Annotated in this window: 11 protein-coding genes and 1 pseudogene; 2 read left to right on the top strand and 10 right to left on the bottom strand. The window is 68.5% G+C overall.

The features are described 5' to 3' along the window. Positions 1 to 48: 48 nt before the first annotated feature. The 3 genes and pseudogenes from AC5P9N_RS04360 to AC5P9N_RS04370 all read right to left on the bottom strand — a co-directional run bounded on the left by AC5P9N_RS04360 (position 49) and on the right by AC5P9N_RS04370 (position 1,740). Positions 49 to 273, bottom strand: coding sequence for a hypothetical protein (locus AC5P9N_RS04360; protein WP_005410058.1), 225 nt, complete (start codon positions 271 to 273; stop codon positions 49 to 51). After that, positions 270 to 970: pseudogene (locus AC5P9N_RS04365) on the bottom strand (glutamine amidotransferase). Before AC5P9N_RS04365 ends, AC5P9N_RS04360 begins: the two are co-directional and overlap by 4 nt. Then, positions 967 to 1,740, bottom strand: coding sequence for a YggS family pyridoxal phosphate-dependent enzyme (locus tag AC5P9N_RS04370; RefSeq protein WP_005413791.1), 774 nt, complete (start codon positions 1,738 to 1,740; stop codon positions 967 to 969). The pseudogene AC5P9N_RS04365 and the gene AC5P9N_RS04370 overlap by 4 nt, the downstream one beginning before the upstream one ends. Positions 1,741 to 1,816: 76 nt before the next feature. On the opposite strand from AC5P9N_RS04370, the gene ptsJ reads away from it, so the two are divergent. After that, the gene (gene ptsJ, locus AC5P9N_RS04375) at positions 1,817 to 3,103 is read left to right on the top strand and encodes a MocR-like B6 salvage transcription factor PtsJ (protein ID WP_059034701.1); all 1,287 of its coding nucleotides are present in this window, start codon (positions 1,817 to 1,819) and stop codon (positions 3,101 to 3,103) included. A 32-nt stretch (positions 3,104 to 3,135) separates the two neighbouring features. Here the strand turns inward: ptsJ and AC5P9N_RS04380 are convergent, their stop codons facing one another. From AC5P9N_RS04380 to AC5P9N_RS04410, 7 genes are all read right to left on the bottom strand, one after another. Next, entirely contained in the window at positions 3,136 to 3,642 is a 507-nt protein-coding gene (locus AC5P9N_RS04380) for a hypothetical protein (protein WP_005410054.1), read from the bottom strand. Between the two features lie 191 nt (positions 3,643 to 3,833). Next, positions 3,834 to 6,944, bottom strand: coding sequence for an error-prone DNA polymerase (locus AC5P9N_RS04385; RefSeq protein WP_099484865.1), 3,111 nt, complete (start codon positions 6,942 to 6,944; stop codon positions 3,834 to 3,836). A 6-nt stretch (positions 6,945 to 6,950) separates the two neighbouring features. Beyond that, positions 6,951 to 8,360: a Y-family DNA polymerase gene (locus AC5P9N_RS04390; protein WP_005413788.1), complete on the bottom strand. Its 1,410-nt coding sequence runs from the start codon at positions 8,358 to 8,360 to the stop codon at positions 6,951 to 6,953. A gap of 9 nt (positions 8,361 to 8,369) precedes the next feature. Then, positions 8,370 to 8,984, bottom strand: coding sequence for a translesion DNA synthesis-associated protein ImuA (imuA, locus tag AC5P9N_RS04395; protein WP_005413787.1), 615 nt, complete (start codon positions 8,982 to 8,984; stop codon positions 8,370 to 8,372). A gap of 219 nt (positions 8,985 to 9,203) precedes the next feature. Beyond that, positions 9,204 to 10,211: a cyclase family protein gene (locus tag AC5P9N_RS04400; protein WP_005410050.1), complete on the bottom strand. Its 1,008-nt coding sequence runs from the start codon at positions 10,209 to 10,211 to the stop codon at positions 9,204 to 9,206. Positions 10,212 to 10,246: 35 nt separating this feature from the next. Then, positions 10,247 to 10,897 carry a DsbA family oxidoreductase gene (locus tag AC5P9N_RS04405; RefSeq protein ID WP_012480588.1) on the bottom strand — a complete coding sequence of 217 codons (651 nt, stop codon included), beginning with the start codon at positions 10,895 to 10,897 and terminating at the stop codon, positions 10,247 to 10,249. Positions 10,898 to 10,989: 92 nt separating this feature from the next. Further along, positions 10,990 to 11,940 carry a LysR family transcriptional regulator gene (locus AC5P9N_RS04410; RefSeq protein ID WP_197572955.1) on the bottom strand — a complete coding sequence of 317 codons (951 nt, stop codon included), beginning with the start codon at positions 11,938 to 11,940 and terminating at the stop codon, positions 10,990 to 10,992. Between the two features lie 142 nt (positions 11,941 to 12,082). Between AC5P9N_RS04410 and AC5P9N_RS04415 the strand changes: the two genes are divergently transcribed. After that, positions 12,083 to 12,961: a sterol desaturase family protein gene (locus AC5P9N_RS04415; RefSeq protein ID WP_224481911.1), complete on the top strand. Its 879-nt coding sequence runs from the start codon at positions 12,083 to 12,085 to the stop codon at positions 12,959 to 12,961. Positions 12,962 to 12,969 lie beyond the last annotated feature (8 nt).

Consider the following 12,969-nt stretch of genomic DNA (forward strand, 5'->3'; position numbering starts at 1 on the left):
CTGGCCGGAAGATCCGGATGCCGGCCAGCGGCCGGCACTACCATCGGGTCAGATGTCGCGGTACTGGATCTGCGAAGCCAGTACCCGCAGGCCATCGGCATTGCTGGACAGGATGCGCTCTTCGCCGACACCTTTCTGCCGTTTCAGCTGGAAGCCCTGATCGGCAGGCAGCTGTGCGGCAATGGCGTCCATGCGTTGCAGGGCATCGGGGCCGCTGCAGTCGAAGTGGCCCCAGTGGGCGCCATCGCGGTGGATCTGCAATCGGTAGTTCATTGCGGTGTCTCCGGCAGGTCCTGCAGCCAATGGTCGAACATCGCGGTGGCGGCCGCTGCCAGCGGTGCGCCATAGCGACGCGCCTGTGCGCGCAGGTCGTTGGGATCGATGCCGGCCTGGGCCAGCTCCAGCGTGTGGCCGATCAGCCAGCGCTCGAACTGGCGGGCGTCCAGTTCCGGATGGCATTGCAGGGCCAGTGCGTGGCTGCCGATGGCGAAGGCCTGGTGACGGCAGGCCGGCGTGCTGGCCAGGCGGCGTGCACCGGCCGGAAGTTCGAACGCCTCACCATGCCAATGCAGTACCGGAATGCCCTGCAGGGACTGCAGCGGAGAACGCTGGCCTTCATCGGTCAGCAGCAGTGGCGCAAAGCCGATTTCCTTGCCACCACTGGGAGCGACGCTGGCACCGAGTGCCCGCGCCATCAGCTGTGCACCCAGGCAGATGCCCAGGGTCGGCCGCTGCCGCTGCAGCCGGCGCTGCAGCAGGCAATGCTGTCGTTGACGGAGGGGTAGGTCCCTGTGTCATTGGCACTGATGGGACCGCCCAGCACGACCAGCAGGTCGGCGGTTTCGGCGTCATCGAGCGCATCGACGCCGGCCTGCAGCAGCTGCAGCTGCCAGCCTTGCGCCAACAGCAGTGGCTGCAGGGTGCCGAGGTCTTCAAAGCCAACGTGCTGCAGGACAACCGCGTGCTTCATGCCGGGGCTCCGCTGTTCGGCCAGTAGAAGCTGTCCGGGGTGGCGCGGGCGCCGAAAATGGCCTGGCCGACGCGGACCACGGTGGCACCTTCCTCGATGGCCACTTCGAAATCACCGGACATGCCCATCGACAGCTGCGACAGGTCCAGGTCGGGCGGGGCGGTGCGTTGCAGCTGGTCGCGCAGTTCGCGCAGGCGCACGAAGCAGGCGCGCACGCGCTCGACGTCGGGGGTGAAGATGGCCAGGGTCATCAGGCCGCGCACGCGCAGGCGATCGAAGGCTGGCAGCTGTTGCACGAAGGCCTCGACCGCGTCGGGTTCCAGTCCGTACTTGCTGGGTTCGGCCGAGGTGTTGACCTGCACGAACACGTCCAGGGTGCGCTCTTCCAGTTGCAGGCGCTGCTGCAGGGCCTCGGCTACGCGCAGGCTGTCCAGCGCCTGGAACTCGCTGGCAAAGCGTGCCACGTAGCGCGCCTTGTTGGTCTGCAGATGGCCGATCACCGACCAGTGCACGCCCAGGTCGGCCATCGCTTCGGCCTTGCGTTGTGCCTCCTGCACCTTGTTCTCGCCAAGTTCGTGGCAGCCTGCGGCCACCGCCATGCGGATGCGGGCTTCATCGACGGTCTTGCTGACCGGCAGCAGGCGCACGCTGGCCGGGTCCCGGCCGACGCGGGCGCAGGCATCGGCGATGCGTTGGCGCACCGTGACCAGGTTGGCGGCGATCTGTTCAACGGACTGGGCGACGGGCCAGTCGGCGGCGGCAAGGGGCATGCGGGCACCTCCAATGCAGGGCGGCCAGGGTGGGATACACTGGCACAGGACAAGAGATATTTTGGCATAGGACAAAATGAAAATCACCGGGCACAGTGCCGAGTCGATCTTCGACAGCATCCGTGAGGGCATCGGCGAGGGCCGCTTGCCGGCCGGCAGCGTGCTGCCGCCGGTGCGTGAACTGGCCGAGCAGCTGGGCGTGAACCGCAACACCGTGGCCGCTGCCTACAAGCGCCTGGATGCGGCGGGCCTGGCCAGCACGGCGGGCCGCCGCGGCACGGTGGTGCGTGGCCTGCCGCCGCCGCTGGCGCGCGAGGGCAGTACGCCCGGGCTGGCGCTGCAGGACCTGGCCGGTGGCAATCCGGATCCGCGCCTGCTGCCGAACCTGCGCCTGGCCCCGGCCGCACCGCGGCTGTATGGCGTGGGCACGGTCGACCCGAGGTTGCAGGCGCTGGCGCGCGCCTCGCTGGATGCGGACTGCCCGGCGGGTTATGCGCTGGAGCTGACCCATGGCGCGGTCGATGGCATTGAACGCCTGCTGGCGGCCTGGCTGCTGCCGGGGGATCGCATCGCGGTGGAGGATCCGTGCTTCCTCGGCAGCCTCAATGTGCTCAATGCCGTGGGCCACGCGCCGTTGCCGGTGGCGGTGGACGCGCATGGCATGCAGGTCGAATCACTTCGGCAGGCGCTGGAGGCCGGTGCACGTGCGGTGCTGCTGACCCCGCGTGCGCACAACCCGACCGGGGCCAGCCTGGATGCGAAGCGGGCACGGGCGTTGCGCCAGCTGCTGGCGGCCTACCCGCAGGTGGCGGTGTTGATCGACGATCACTATGCGCTGCTCTCGCAGCAGGCCTATCACTCGGTGCTGCCGCTGGATGGCCGGCGCTGGGCGCTGTTGCGTTCGTTGTCCAAACCGCTCGGCCCGGATCTGCGCCTGGCCTGGTTGGCCTGCGATGAAGAAACCGCGATGCGGTTGCGGCTGCGATTGGCGTCCGGCACCGGCTGGGTCAGTCATCTGCTGCAGGATGCGGCGACGTCGGTGCTGGCGTCGGCAACGCAGCGGGCGAAGATCGCCTCGGCAGGTGAGCGTTACCAGCAGCGCCTGCAGTCGCTGCAGGAGTTGCTGCGCGCGCGTGGCATGCCGACGCCGCTGCCAATGGAGGGATTGAACCTGTGGCTGCCGTTGTCGGCTGACAGCCATCCTCAGGTGCTGGCACTGGCTTCGCGCGGATGGCATGTGCGGGCGGGCGAAGTGTTCGCGGTGGCGGCGCCGGGACATGGCCTGCGCATCACCTGTGCGGCGCTGGGGACGACGCAGCTGCGGCAGCTGGCCGATGACCTGGCGGCCGTGTGCGGGGTGTAGCGTCGAGCATGGCTCGACGCTACAGAAGCCGATCAGGGCGCGGCGTTGGCGCCAGGGCGCACGTAGTAGGACTGGCCGCTGTCATCGACGAACATCAGCTCCGGCTTGCCCTGCCAGGAGGTGAGCATGGCGCCGGTGTTGTTCTGGTGCTTGACCATCAGGCTGGCGCCGCGATCCGGGTTGGCGACGACCTTGAATACTTCGGTAGTGCCGGTGGCATCGTCGAGGGTGAGCAGGGCTTCGCCGCCGCGGTCGCTGGTGCCATAACCACCACGCTCGGAACCGTCGGGGCCAAGCAGGATCAGGCCAGACAGTGCCGTGGCACGCGGCCCCTGGGTGCGGCCCTGGCTGAGCGGGTCGGGGACCGGTGCGCCGAGGATGACCCGCGGCTGGCCGCTTGCATCGTGGATGACCAGGCCGCGTGCTTCGATGATGCGCTGTGGCGATTGGCTGCGATGCAGGTTCCAGGCGGTCCAGCCGGAAACAAGCAGGGCGAGGGTGGAGACCACCAGTGTGGTCAGCAGCAGCGCACGGGGCATCGGGTGGTCCTTCCTTGGATGTGCCGACGATAGCGGATGCAAAAGGGGATGGGTAGAGTCGACTGTCAGTCGACTGCTGTTCGATCAGATCACGGAGATTCCCGCGCTGGCGCGTGCAAGTCGACTGACAGTCGACTCTACCTCTACCTGCTCGACATCACCCAGTGGCTGTTACGCGGTGATTCCCGGCGTCAATGGAAATCGCGGCTGTGGCTGCGCAGTCCCTGCAGCAGTTCATCCAGGCAGTGCATACGTTGCACGATGACGTGCTGGACGCCATCGACGCGTTCCAGGCGACCATCGATCTGCATCAGCTGGGTATCGACCAGCACCCGGTGCTGGCGATCGGCCAGGTGCCGCCAGACCACGGCGTTGACCATGCCGGTCTCATCTTCGAGCGTGAGGAAGGTGACACCGCTGGCGGTCTGTGGGCGCTGGCGCATGCGTACCAGGCCGGCGATGCGCACGCGACGGCCATGGCCATGCCCGGCCAGTTGTGCAGCGTCCAGACAGCCACGGCTGCGCAGCTGCGCACGCAGGAACGAGATCGGGTGGCGGCCAAGGGTGGTGCCGGTGCTGCGGTAATCGGCCTGCATGTCCTCCCATGCGCTGGGCAGCGGCAATGGCACGCGGGCTTCGGCGGTGGCGCGGGCCTGGTCGAACAGCGGCAGCCGGTTTTCCACGCCGGAGATATCCCAGCGTGCACGATGGCGATGGCCACTGAGCCCACGCAACGCACCGGCATCGGCCAGCAGGCCCTGCTGGCGGCGGTCCAGGGCGGTGCGCTGGCACAGGTCGCCGACATCGTCGAACGGGCGCCGCGCACGTTCGCGCATGATGGCCTGCACGGCGGGCTCGTTGCAGCCATCGACCAGGCGCAGGCCGAGCCGGATCGCGGCCGCGCCCCTGCTGAAATCCAGGGTGCAGTCCCAGTCGCTGTGGCGCACGTCCACCGGCAGCACGCGGATGCCATGCCGGCGCGCGTCCTGCAGCAGCTGGTCGGGGCTGTAGAAGCCCAGCGGCTGGCTGTTGATCAGGCTGGCGGTGAACGCGGCCGGGTGATGGCACTTCAGCCAGCAGCTGTTATAGGTCAGCAGGGCGAAGCTGGCGGCGTGGCTTTCCGGGAAACCGTAATCACCGAAGCCCTTGATCTGCTCGAACAGATGCTCGCCGTACTCGCGGCTGAAGCCGTTATTGAGCATGCCGGCCAGCAGCTTCTCGCGATGCGGTTCCAGGCCGCCACGGCGCTTCCATGCCGCCATCGAGCGGCGCAGGGCATCGGCCTGGCCCGGCGTGTAGCCGGCCGCTTCCACCGCCAGCTGCATCACCTGTTCCTGGAACAGCGGCACGCCCAGCGTGCGTGCGAATACGCGTTCCAGCTGCGGTGGGTAGAGCGGGTTGTCCGGGTCGTTCAACGCGTCCGGTCCCTGTTCGCGCAGGATCCGGCGCCGCTCCAGATAGGGGTGCACCATGTCGCCCTGGATCGGGCCAGGGCGCACGATCGCCACCTCGATCACCAGGTCATAGAACGTGCGTGGCTGCATGCGCGGCAGCATCGCCATCTGTGCGCGCGATTCGATCTGGAACACGCCGATGGTATCGGCGGCGCAGATCATGTCGAAGGTCTTTGCATCCTTGGGCGGGATCGCATCCATGCGTCCTTCATGCAGGCCGTGCTGCTTCAACATCGCCAGGCATTTGCGGATGGCGGTGAGCATGCCCAGCGCCAGGCAGTCGACCTTCATCAGGCCGGTGGCATCCAGATCGTCCTTGTCCCACTGGATGACGGTGCGGTCGGCCATCGCCGCGTTTTCCACCGGCACCAGGGTCGACAGCGGATGCTCGGAGATGACGAAACCACCCGGATGCTGAGACAGGTGGCGCGGGAAGTCGATCAGTTCATTGGTCAGTGACAGCAGCCGCCGCATCAGCGGCGTGTCCGGGTCGAAGCCGCGCTCGCGGAGGGTTTCCGGCAATGGGATGTTGCCGCCCCAATGATCCATTGCCGCGCCCAGTTCGTTGACCTGGTCCATCGGCAGGCCGAGCGCACGGGCGACGTCGCGGATCGCGCTGCGGCCACGGTAGCTGATTGCTACTGCGGTCAGTGCGGCGCGCTCTCGGCCATAGCGCTTGAACACGTACTGCAGCACTTCCTCGCGGCGCTCGTGCTCGAAGTCGATGTCGATGTCCGGCGGCTCATTGCGCTCGGCGGAGATGAAGCGTTCAAACAACAGATTGCTGCGCGCAGGATCGATCTCGGTCACGCCCAGCACAAAGCACACCGTCGAATTGGCCGCCGAGCCACGCCCTTGGCAGAGGATGTCCTGGCTGCGGGCGAAGCGCACGATGTCATGCACGGTAAGGAAGTAGGAGGCGTAGTTTTTCTCCCGGATCAACGCCAGCTCATGTTCGATCTGCTTGCGCTGTGCGTCCTTGATGCCTTCTGGCCAACGCCAGGGAATCTTTTCTTCGACCAGCTCGCGCAGCCAGCTGTCCGGGTCATGCCCCTCCGGCACCAGCTCGCGCGGATAGGTGTACTGCAGCTGCTCCAGCGTGAAGTGGCAGCGTTCGGCGATGCGCAGGGTCTCGGCCAGCAGTTCGGCGGGATACAGCTGGGCCAGCGCGGTGCGCGGGCGCAGGTGGCGCTCGCCGTTGGGAAACAGGCGCCAGCCGGCTTCGGCCACGCTGCAACGATGGCGGATCGCGGTCAGCGTGTCCTGCAGGGCGCGGCGGCGTCGCACGTGCATGTGCACATCGCCACTGGCGACCAGCGGCAGGCGGTGGCGTTCGCCGAAGGCCTGCAGCTGCTGCAGGCGGCGTGCGTCGTCGTGTTCGTGGTGCAGTTCCACCGCCAGCCACAGCCGATCATTGAAGCCGGCGCGCAGCAGTTCCAGGTCGGTGGCGGCCGGTTGCCGGTCCAGCCACAGGCACAGCAGGCCGTCGGGCAGGCCGAGCAGGTCCTCGCGCAGGCAACGGTACTCGCCCTTGGCCGCGCGCCGCCGGCAGGTAGTGATCAACTGGCACAGCCCGGCATAGGCGGCCTGGTCGGTGCACAGCAGGGCCAGCTTGGGTCCGTCCTCGACCTGGAATTCGGCGCCGACGATCAGCGCCACGCCATGCGCCTTCGCCGCCTGCCAGGCACGCACGATGCCGGCCAGCGAGCATTCGTCGGTGATCGCCAACGCGCGGTAGCCCTGGCCGGCGGCGCGCGCGAACAGCTCTTCGGCGATCGAAGCACCACGCTGGAAACTGAAGGCCGACAGGCAGTGCAGTTCGGCGTAGCCGGGCAGTTCGCTGTGCATGGCGGCTCAGCCGAACCAGCCGTGCAGCATCCACGGCGCATGCGGATCGTTGCGCTCACGGAAAGCCCAGCCGCGCTGGCCGTGTGCGGTTTCCACCACGTAGTAGTCGCGGCGTGCGTCGGCCTGGTCCCACCAGCCCGATTCGATCCGCTCCGGCCCGGTGACGATGCGCAGCCGCGGATCACGCAGCGGTTGCGGGGTGTCCAGCAACCAGCCAGGGCGCAGCGGCCAGTACGACGGAGGCTTGGCCGCGGGCTGGCTGCCACTGGCGCGTTCGGGGCGATGGTCGGCCTGCACCGCCAGCGGCTGCACGGCGTCATCGCCCAGCCGCGCGCGCAGGCGCTCGCGCAGCTGGTTCCAGGGCATCGCCTGTGCCGGCCGGGTATCGAACAGGTCGCGCGCGGCGGGCACGAACGGTGGCAGCTGTTCGGCCTGCAGGCGCAGTGCGCGGCTGCCGGCCGGCAGGGCGAACGCTTCCATGCGGTTGCGCGCGATCTCGAACAGCAACGCGGGATCGCGTTCCGGTGCCAGCAGGCCGATGGTCAGCACGCTGGCCGGCAGCAGGTCGTGCTCGAAATGCAGGTCGAAGCGCTGCACGCCGCCATCGCGCGAACACAGGAACGCGGCCAGGTCCAGCAGCAAGCGACGCAGCGGAAACAACAGGGCCTGGCTGGATTCGATTTCGTACTCAAATTCGATGCGTGCATCGAAACGGTCCGGTGGCTGGTAGTAGCGCAGTGGCGCGGTGGGTAGCCCACGCAGTGCATCCAGCTGCTGCAGGACCTCGGGGGCAAAGCGCCGGGCCAGGCTGTCGCGCGGCAGCTCGAGCACTGCGCCCAGCGTGCGCAGGCCGGAGCGGCCGAGCACCGTCACCGCTTCGTTGGGCAGGCCGCAGCGCGGCAGGGGCAACTGCGCCAGCGCCGCCGGCAGTTGCTGTGCATCGATGCCGAGGCCATCGTGGACGTTGGCCAGCACGCGCGCGGCATGTGGGGTAGGTGCGGCCACCAGACGGTGACGGAAGCCGAGTTCGTGCAGTTCGTTGCGCAGCCGCTGCTGGATCGTCAGCCAGTCACCGAACAGGGCGCGGCTGGCGCCGATCTCCAGCACCAGTGCATGCGGGAAATCGAGGCTGACCTGCGAGCTGTAGGCGTAGGCCCAGCTGGCCAGCAGCTGCCGGGTGTGCTGTTCGGCGTTGGGATCGTAATCGTGCAGGTGCATGTCCTGCACCAGCACCTGCGCAGCCGACAGCAGCATGCCCGGGCGCAGCCCCGCTGCGCGTGCCGACGGGCTGACCGCACGCAGTACGCGACGCTGTGCCGGCCCCTGCAGCAGCACCAGTGGGCGCTGCGGATCCGGCTGCAGGCGCAGCACGCTGTCCAGCGCCAGCTGCGGCAACAACAGGCAGGCCCAGTGCATGGCGCGGCCTCAGTGGGCGATGGCCAGCGGCAACGGCTGCGCCGGCGGCAGGCCGCCTCGGCACTTCAGCACCCGCACCTGGCCGTGGTCGAGCTGCAGGCGCAGGCTGGCCGGAGAGGGATTGCGCGCCGCCTGCGCCTCGCGGAACACGAAGCCCAGGCACTGGCCGCTGTCGGCGGCCACCTGCAGGCGGCGCAGGGCGCGGTCGTCGGCCTGGTGCGGCCAGCACAGCACCGCCGCGCAGGCGGCAGAGCGCAGGCACTGCTCGGTGGCCCAGAGCGCCTGTTTCGGCGCTGCGTGGATGATCTGCAGCTGGGCCAGGTCCAGCCCGGCTGCCGCCCAGGCCGGGGCATGCGGGCGATAGGGCGGGGCGACCAGCACGATCGGGCGGTCGCGCAGGCTCAGCTTGGCCAGCGCCGGCCAGACCAGCGCCAGCTCACCCACCCCGGGCGCCGCCTGCAGTACCTCGCACAGCCCGCTGGTGGGCCAGCCACCGCCGGGCAGGCGTGCGTCCAGTGCCGGGTGGCCGCTGGCCAGGTGGTCGCTGGCCGGCCCCTGGCGGGCCGGGCCGCGCCACAGCTGGCGCCCGTCCAGCAGCCGGTCGAGGGCGACGACGGCACCCATCAGCCGGCCCTCCAGGGGAGGCGCCGGGCGGGCTGGAAACGGCAGGAACGGGCGGAAACAGCGGGCATGGCGCGAGTATCGACGGGCCGGTATCAGGGGCTGAGACCAGACATGCTACTCGTCTTGTGAGTAGAATTACTAATGAAATCGGAGGGTCCGGTTTCAGGTTGCTGAAGGGGTAAAGGAGTGCCGACCAAGGTCGGCACCCACAGGCCCTGGTTACGGGCGTACCGGCAGCGCCACCGGGCGCAGCGGCGCGGCATCGCCGCCGCGGATCTTCAGCGGGCCGCCGATGAAGGCGAACTCGTAGACCTTGTCGCGGGCCAGTTCGTCCAGCGCCACCAGCTCGATGATCGGCGCGCCCTGCTGGGCCAGCAGGTAGGTGTGCAGCGGCACGTAGTCGTCGGACACCTCCGAGGGGAAGGTCTCGAAGCTGAGGTTGTCGGCACCGACGATCATCGCGCCGCTGTCCTCGACCAGGAAGCGTGCCGCGTCCAGACCCATGCCCGGCGGGTTGGCCATGTAGGCCTTGGGCTGTTCGAACAGGCGCATGCGGCCGGTGCGGATCAGCACCACGTCGCCCTGCTGCAGTTTCACCTTCTGGCGTGCCAGCGCATCCTTCAGGTCCTGGCGGGTGACGCGGTAGCTGTCAGGCAGCATGTCCACGCCCTTGGCGGCGGCCACGTCGATCAGCACGCCACGCGCGATCAGCGGCGGGAACTTCTCGATGCCGGTGACATTCCAGCCACGATCGCCGAGGTGCTTGTCGGCCTCGAAGCCGTTCCAGATCTTCCCGTGGATGCCGAAGTGGTTCAGCGCATCGATGTGGGTGCCGGTGTGGCTGTACATCGAGAATGCGGTGCCGGTGTAGCTGCGGGTGAGGTTCATGGTTTCGCCCACGCCCATCGGGTCGTCCATCACCGTGCCGCGCGGGGTGTGGGTCATCCAGAACTGGTAGTGCGGGTCGCCGGCATCCTGCCAGCTGGGCATGCCGACGTAGTATTCGGTGGCCAGGTCATAGGCCTTGCCGCCACTGACCCGTGACAGGATCGCCGCACGCGAGGCTTCGGTGATCAGGTTGAGGCGGCCGATCTCGTCCTTCGGCCCCCAGGGGCTGGTGCCGACCTGCTGGCCGGAGGGAACGCGTTCGTGTGCGGACACGGTGGTGGACGCGGCGGTGCCGGCCAGCAGCAGGGCCAGCGCGGTGGCCAGGGTACGTGGGGTCATGGGGAATCTCCTTGCAGGGTGGGGGAGGGTGCGGCTCAGGCCGCGACCAAAGGCGCCAGGGCCTGGCGCAGGTGTGGCAGCGGCAGGGTCTGCAGGCGCAGGCCGTTGCCGCCGATCACGGTGGGTATGGAACGGATGCCGAGGGCAGCGGCTTCGGCACGATCGGCCTGCACGCGCTGGCGTACTGCGTCGCTGCGCATGTGGTCAGCGAAGGCGCCACGTGGATGGCCCAGCGATTCGGCGATATCCAGCAGTACTTCGGCGTCGCCGATGTTGCGGTGCTGGTGCAGGTGCGCCCATTGCACGGCATCAAACATCGCGCCATGGGCGTCGTTGCCACCGAGCATGCCGGCGGCCTGGCAGGCCAGTGCGCCGAGCCAGCCGGACGGATACTCGAAGTCCTGTGCGCGCATGCCTTCGATATCGATGCGCGCAGTGTCTTCATGCGCGGCGCAATCGGTCCAGTGGCGCAGGATGATCGCCTTGGCGCGCTCCATCGAGCCGAACACCTCGACCATCTGCGCGCGCGAGTCCTGCAGCACGAAGCTGCGGTGGCGCACCTGGATGCCGAGTTCGGCCGAGACCTGCTGCAGGCGCGGGGCCAGCACGAAGCACCAGCCGCAGACCACGTCGTGGAAGAAATCGACCACCGGCGCGGCGGTGGCGGGGGAAGGAACGGAAGACATCTGCCTGCCATCGGTGAGAGGGGAGGCGGCAGAGTAGGCAGCGCGGCGTGGCCGAAACAGCACGCTGCGGGCAGCTCAGTTTTCGCTGGCGGTTACGAATCCAGGCCGGCGCAGCCGGGCAGCTCGGCGTGCAGGAAATCGATGAAGGCACGCACCTTGGGCTGCAGGTGGCGCGAGGTGGGGTAGACCGCATGCACGAAGCGTGGCGGATAGCGGTGGTCGGGCAGCACCTGCTGCAGTTCGCCACGGGCCAGTGCCGGTGCCGCCAGGAACGAGGGCAGGGCGCCGATGCCCATGCCGGCCACCAGCAGGTCGCGCAGCAGCAGGCTGTTGTTGACGGTGACGCGCGCCGGCAGGGTGATCGTCACCTGGCCATCGGGGCCGAGCAGCGGCCAGCTGCCGGGCGAGTCGGACAGGCTGTAGGCCAGCACGCTGTGCGCCTGCAGATCGTCCACCGCCTGCGGTGCCGGATGCTGCCGCAGGTAGGACGGGGCCGCGCACAGCACCTGCTGCAGCGACGCCAGCCGGCGCGCCACCAGGCGTGAATCATCCAGCTCGGCACGCAGCCGCAGCGATACATCGAAACCCTCACCGACTGCATCGAGCAGGCGATCTTCCATCACCAGATCCAACGACAGCTGCGGATGCTGCTGCAGGAAGCGTGGCAGCAGCGGCGACAGCGTGCTCAGTGCGAACGACTGCGGCGCGTTCACGCGCAGGCGCCCGGCCACGTCGCCGCGCTGTTCGGCGATGCCGCGTTCCAGCGCCTCCAGTTCGTCGAGCAGGCGGCAGCATTCGCGGTAATAGGCGTGGCCGGTCTCGGTCAGGCTCATGCGCCGCGTGGTCCGCTGCAGCAGTACCACGCCCAGATGCGCTTCCAGCGTGCGCAGCTGTTTGCTCAGGCCGGCGGGCGACATGCCGAGGTCTTCGGCAGCGCGGGCCAGCCCGCCGCGTTCGACGATGCGGCGGAAGGCACGCATCAGGTTGAAGGAATCCATGCCGGCCCCGGGCGCGATGAGGGCGCCATTGTAGAGCCGCGCCATGCGTGGATGTGGGAAACGCGGCGCCGACCAAGGTCGGCGTCTACCCGGTGCGTGCGGGTTGCGCTGTTTGTTCAAGCCAGCACCCCATACGCGGCGCCAGCATGCAGGCCCCTCACTTTCCGGGTTGCCCATGAAGCACTGGATGCTCCGCCTGTATGCCCCGCTGTTCCTGCTGGGCTTCGTTGCCACTGCCGTCGTCTGGGTCGGCCATTGCCACGGTGATCCGTTGTGGCTGCTGGCCTTGCTGGCGGCCGCCATCGCGGTCTCGTTCGCCGCCGAGCGTGCCTGGCCGTACGACCCCGCGTTCAACCACGACCACGGCGACAGCCTGCGTGACAGCCTGCATGCACTGGTCAACGAAAGCCTGAACCTGCTGTCGATCGCGGCGGTGCCGCTGCTGGCGGCAATCATTCCGTGGCAGTTGTGGCCGGTGCAGTGGCCATTCGCGCTGCAGGTGCTGCTGGCCATCGTCTGCGCTGATCTGGGCATCACCCTGGTGCACTACGCCAGCCATCGCATCGGCTGGTTGTGGCGGCTGCATGCGGTGCACCACAGCGTCACCCGCATGTACGGCTTCAACGGGCTGATGAAACACCCGCTGCATCAGGCGGCCGAAGCGGTGGGCGGCGTGCTGCCGCTGCTGCTGTTGGGCCTGCCGATGCCGGTGGCTGCGGTGCTGGCTTTCGCCATTGCCATCCAGCTGCTGCTGCAGCACTCCAACGTGGACATGCGTCCCGGCGTGCTCGGCCGGGTGATGGCCTGGGCGCCGCTGCACCGCTTCCACCACATGCGTTACGGCACCGCGGGCGACGTCAACTTCGGCCTGTTCCTGACCGTCTGGGACCATCTGCTGGGGACCGCCTTCAATGCGCCGGGTTATCGGCTGCAGCAACGCGACCTTGGCATCGGCAGCCAGCCGGACTATCCGCGCGATTATCCCGGGCAGCTGCTGGCGCCGTTCCGCGAACTGCCGCATGGCGAGGTGCCGGAGTTGCCGGAAGGCCTGCGCAGGCGCGAATGATTGAACAT

The organism is Stenotrophomonas sp. YJH_SMC_6 (assembly GCF_059371335.1).

Coding starts and splice junctions, on each gene's coding strand:
- AC5P9N_RS04415 (WP_224481911.1), top strand. CDS start 12,083: ATGCTCCGCCTGTATGCCCCGCTGTTCCTGCTGGGCTTCGTTGCCACT.
- AC5P9N_RS04405 (WP_012480588.1), bottom strand. CDS start 10,897: ATGTCTTCCGTTCCTTCCCCCGCCACCGCCGCGCCGGTGGTCGATTTC.
- AC5P9N_RS04410 (WP_197572955.1), bottom strand. CDS start 11,940: ATGGCGCGGCTCTACAATGGCGCCCTCATCGCGCCCGGGGCCGGCATG.
- ptsJ (WP_059034701.1), top strand. CDS start 1,817: ATGAAAATCACCGGGCACAGTGCCGAGTCGATCTTCGACAGCATCCGT.
- AC5P9N_RS04385 (WP_099484865.1), bottom strand. CDS start 6,944: ATGCACAGCGAACTGCCCGGCTACGCCGAACTGCACTGCCTGTCGGCC.
- AC5P9N_RS04390 (WP_005413788.1), bottom strand. CDS start 8,360: ATGCACTGGGCCTGCCTGTTGTTGCCGCAGCTGGCGCTGGACAGCGTG.
- imuA (WP_005413787.1), bottom strand. CDS start 8,984: ATGGGTGCCGTCGTCGCCCTCGACCGGCTGCTGGACGGGCGCCAGCTG.
- AC5P9N_RS04370 (WP_005413791.1), bottom strand. CDS start 1,740: ATGCCCCTTGCCGCCGCCGACTGGCCCGTCGCCCAGTCCGTTGAACAG.
- AC5P9N_RS04400 (WP_005410050.1), bottom strand. CDS start 10,211: ATGACCCCACGTACCCTGGCCACCGCGCTGGCCCTGCTGCTGGCCGGC.
- AC5P9N_RS04360 (WP_005410058.1), bottom strand. CDS start 273: ATGAACTACCGATTGCAGATCCACCGCGATGGCGCCCACTGGGGCCAC.
- AC5P9N_RS04380 (WP_005410054.1), bottom strand. CDS start 3,642: ATGCCCCGTGCGCTGCTGCTGACCACACTGGTGGTCTCCACCCTCGCC.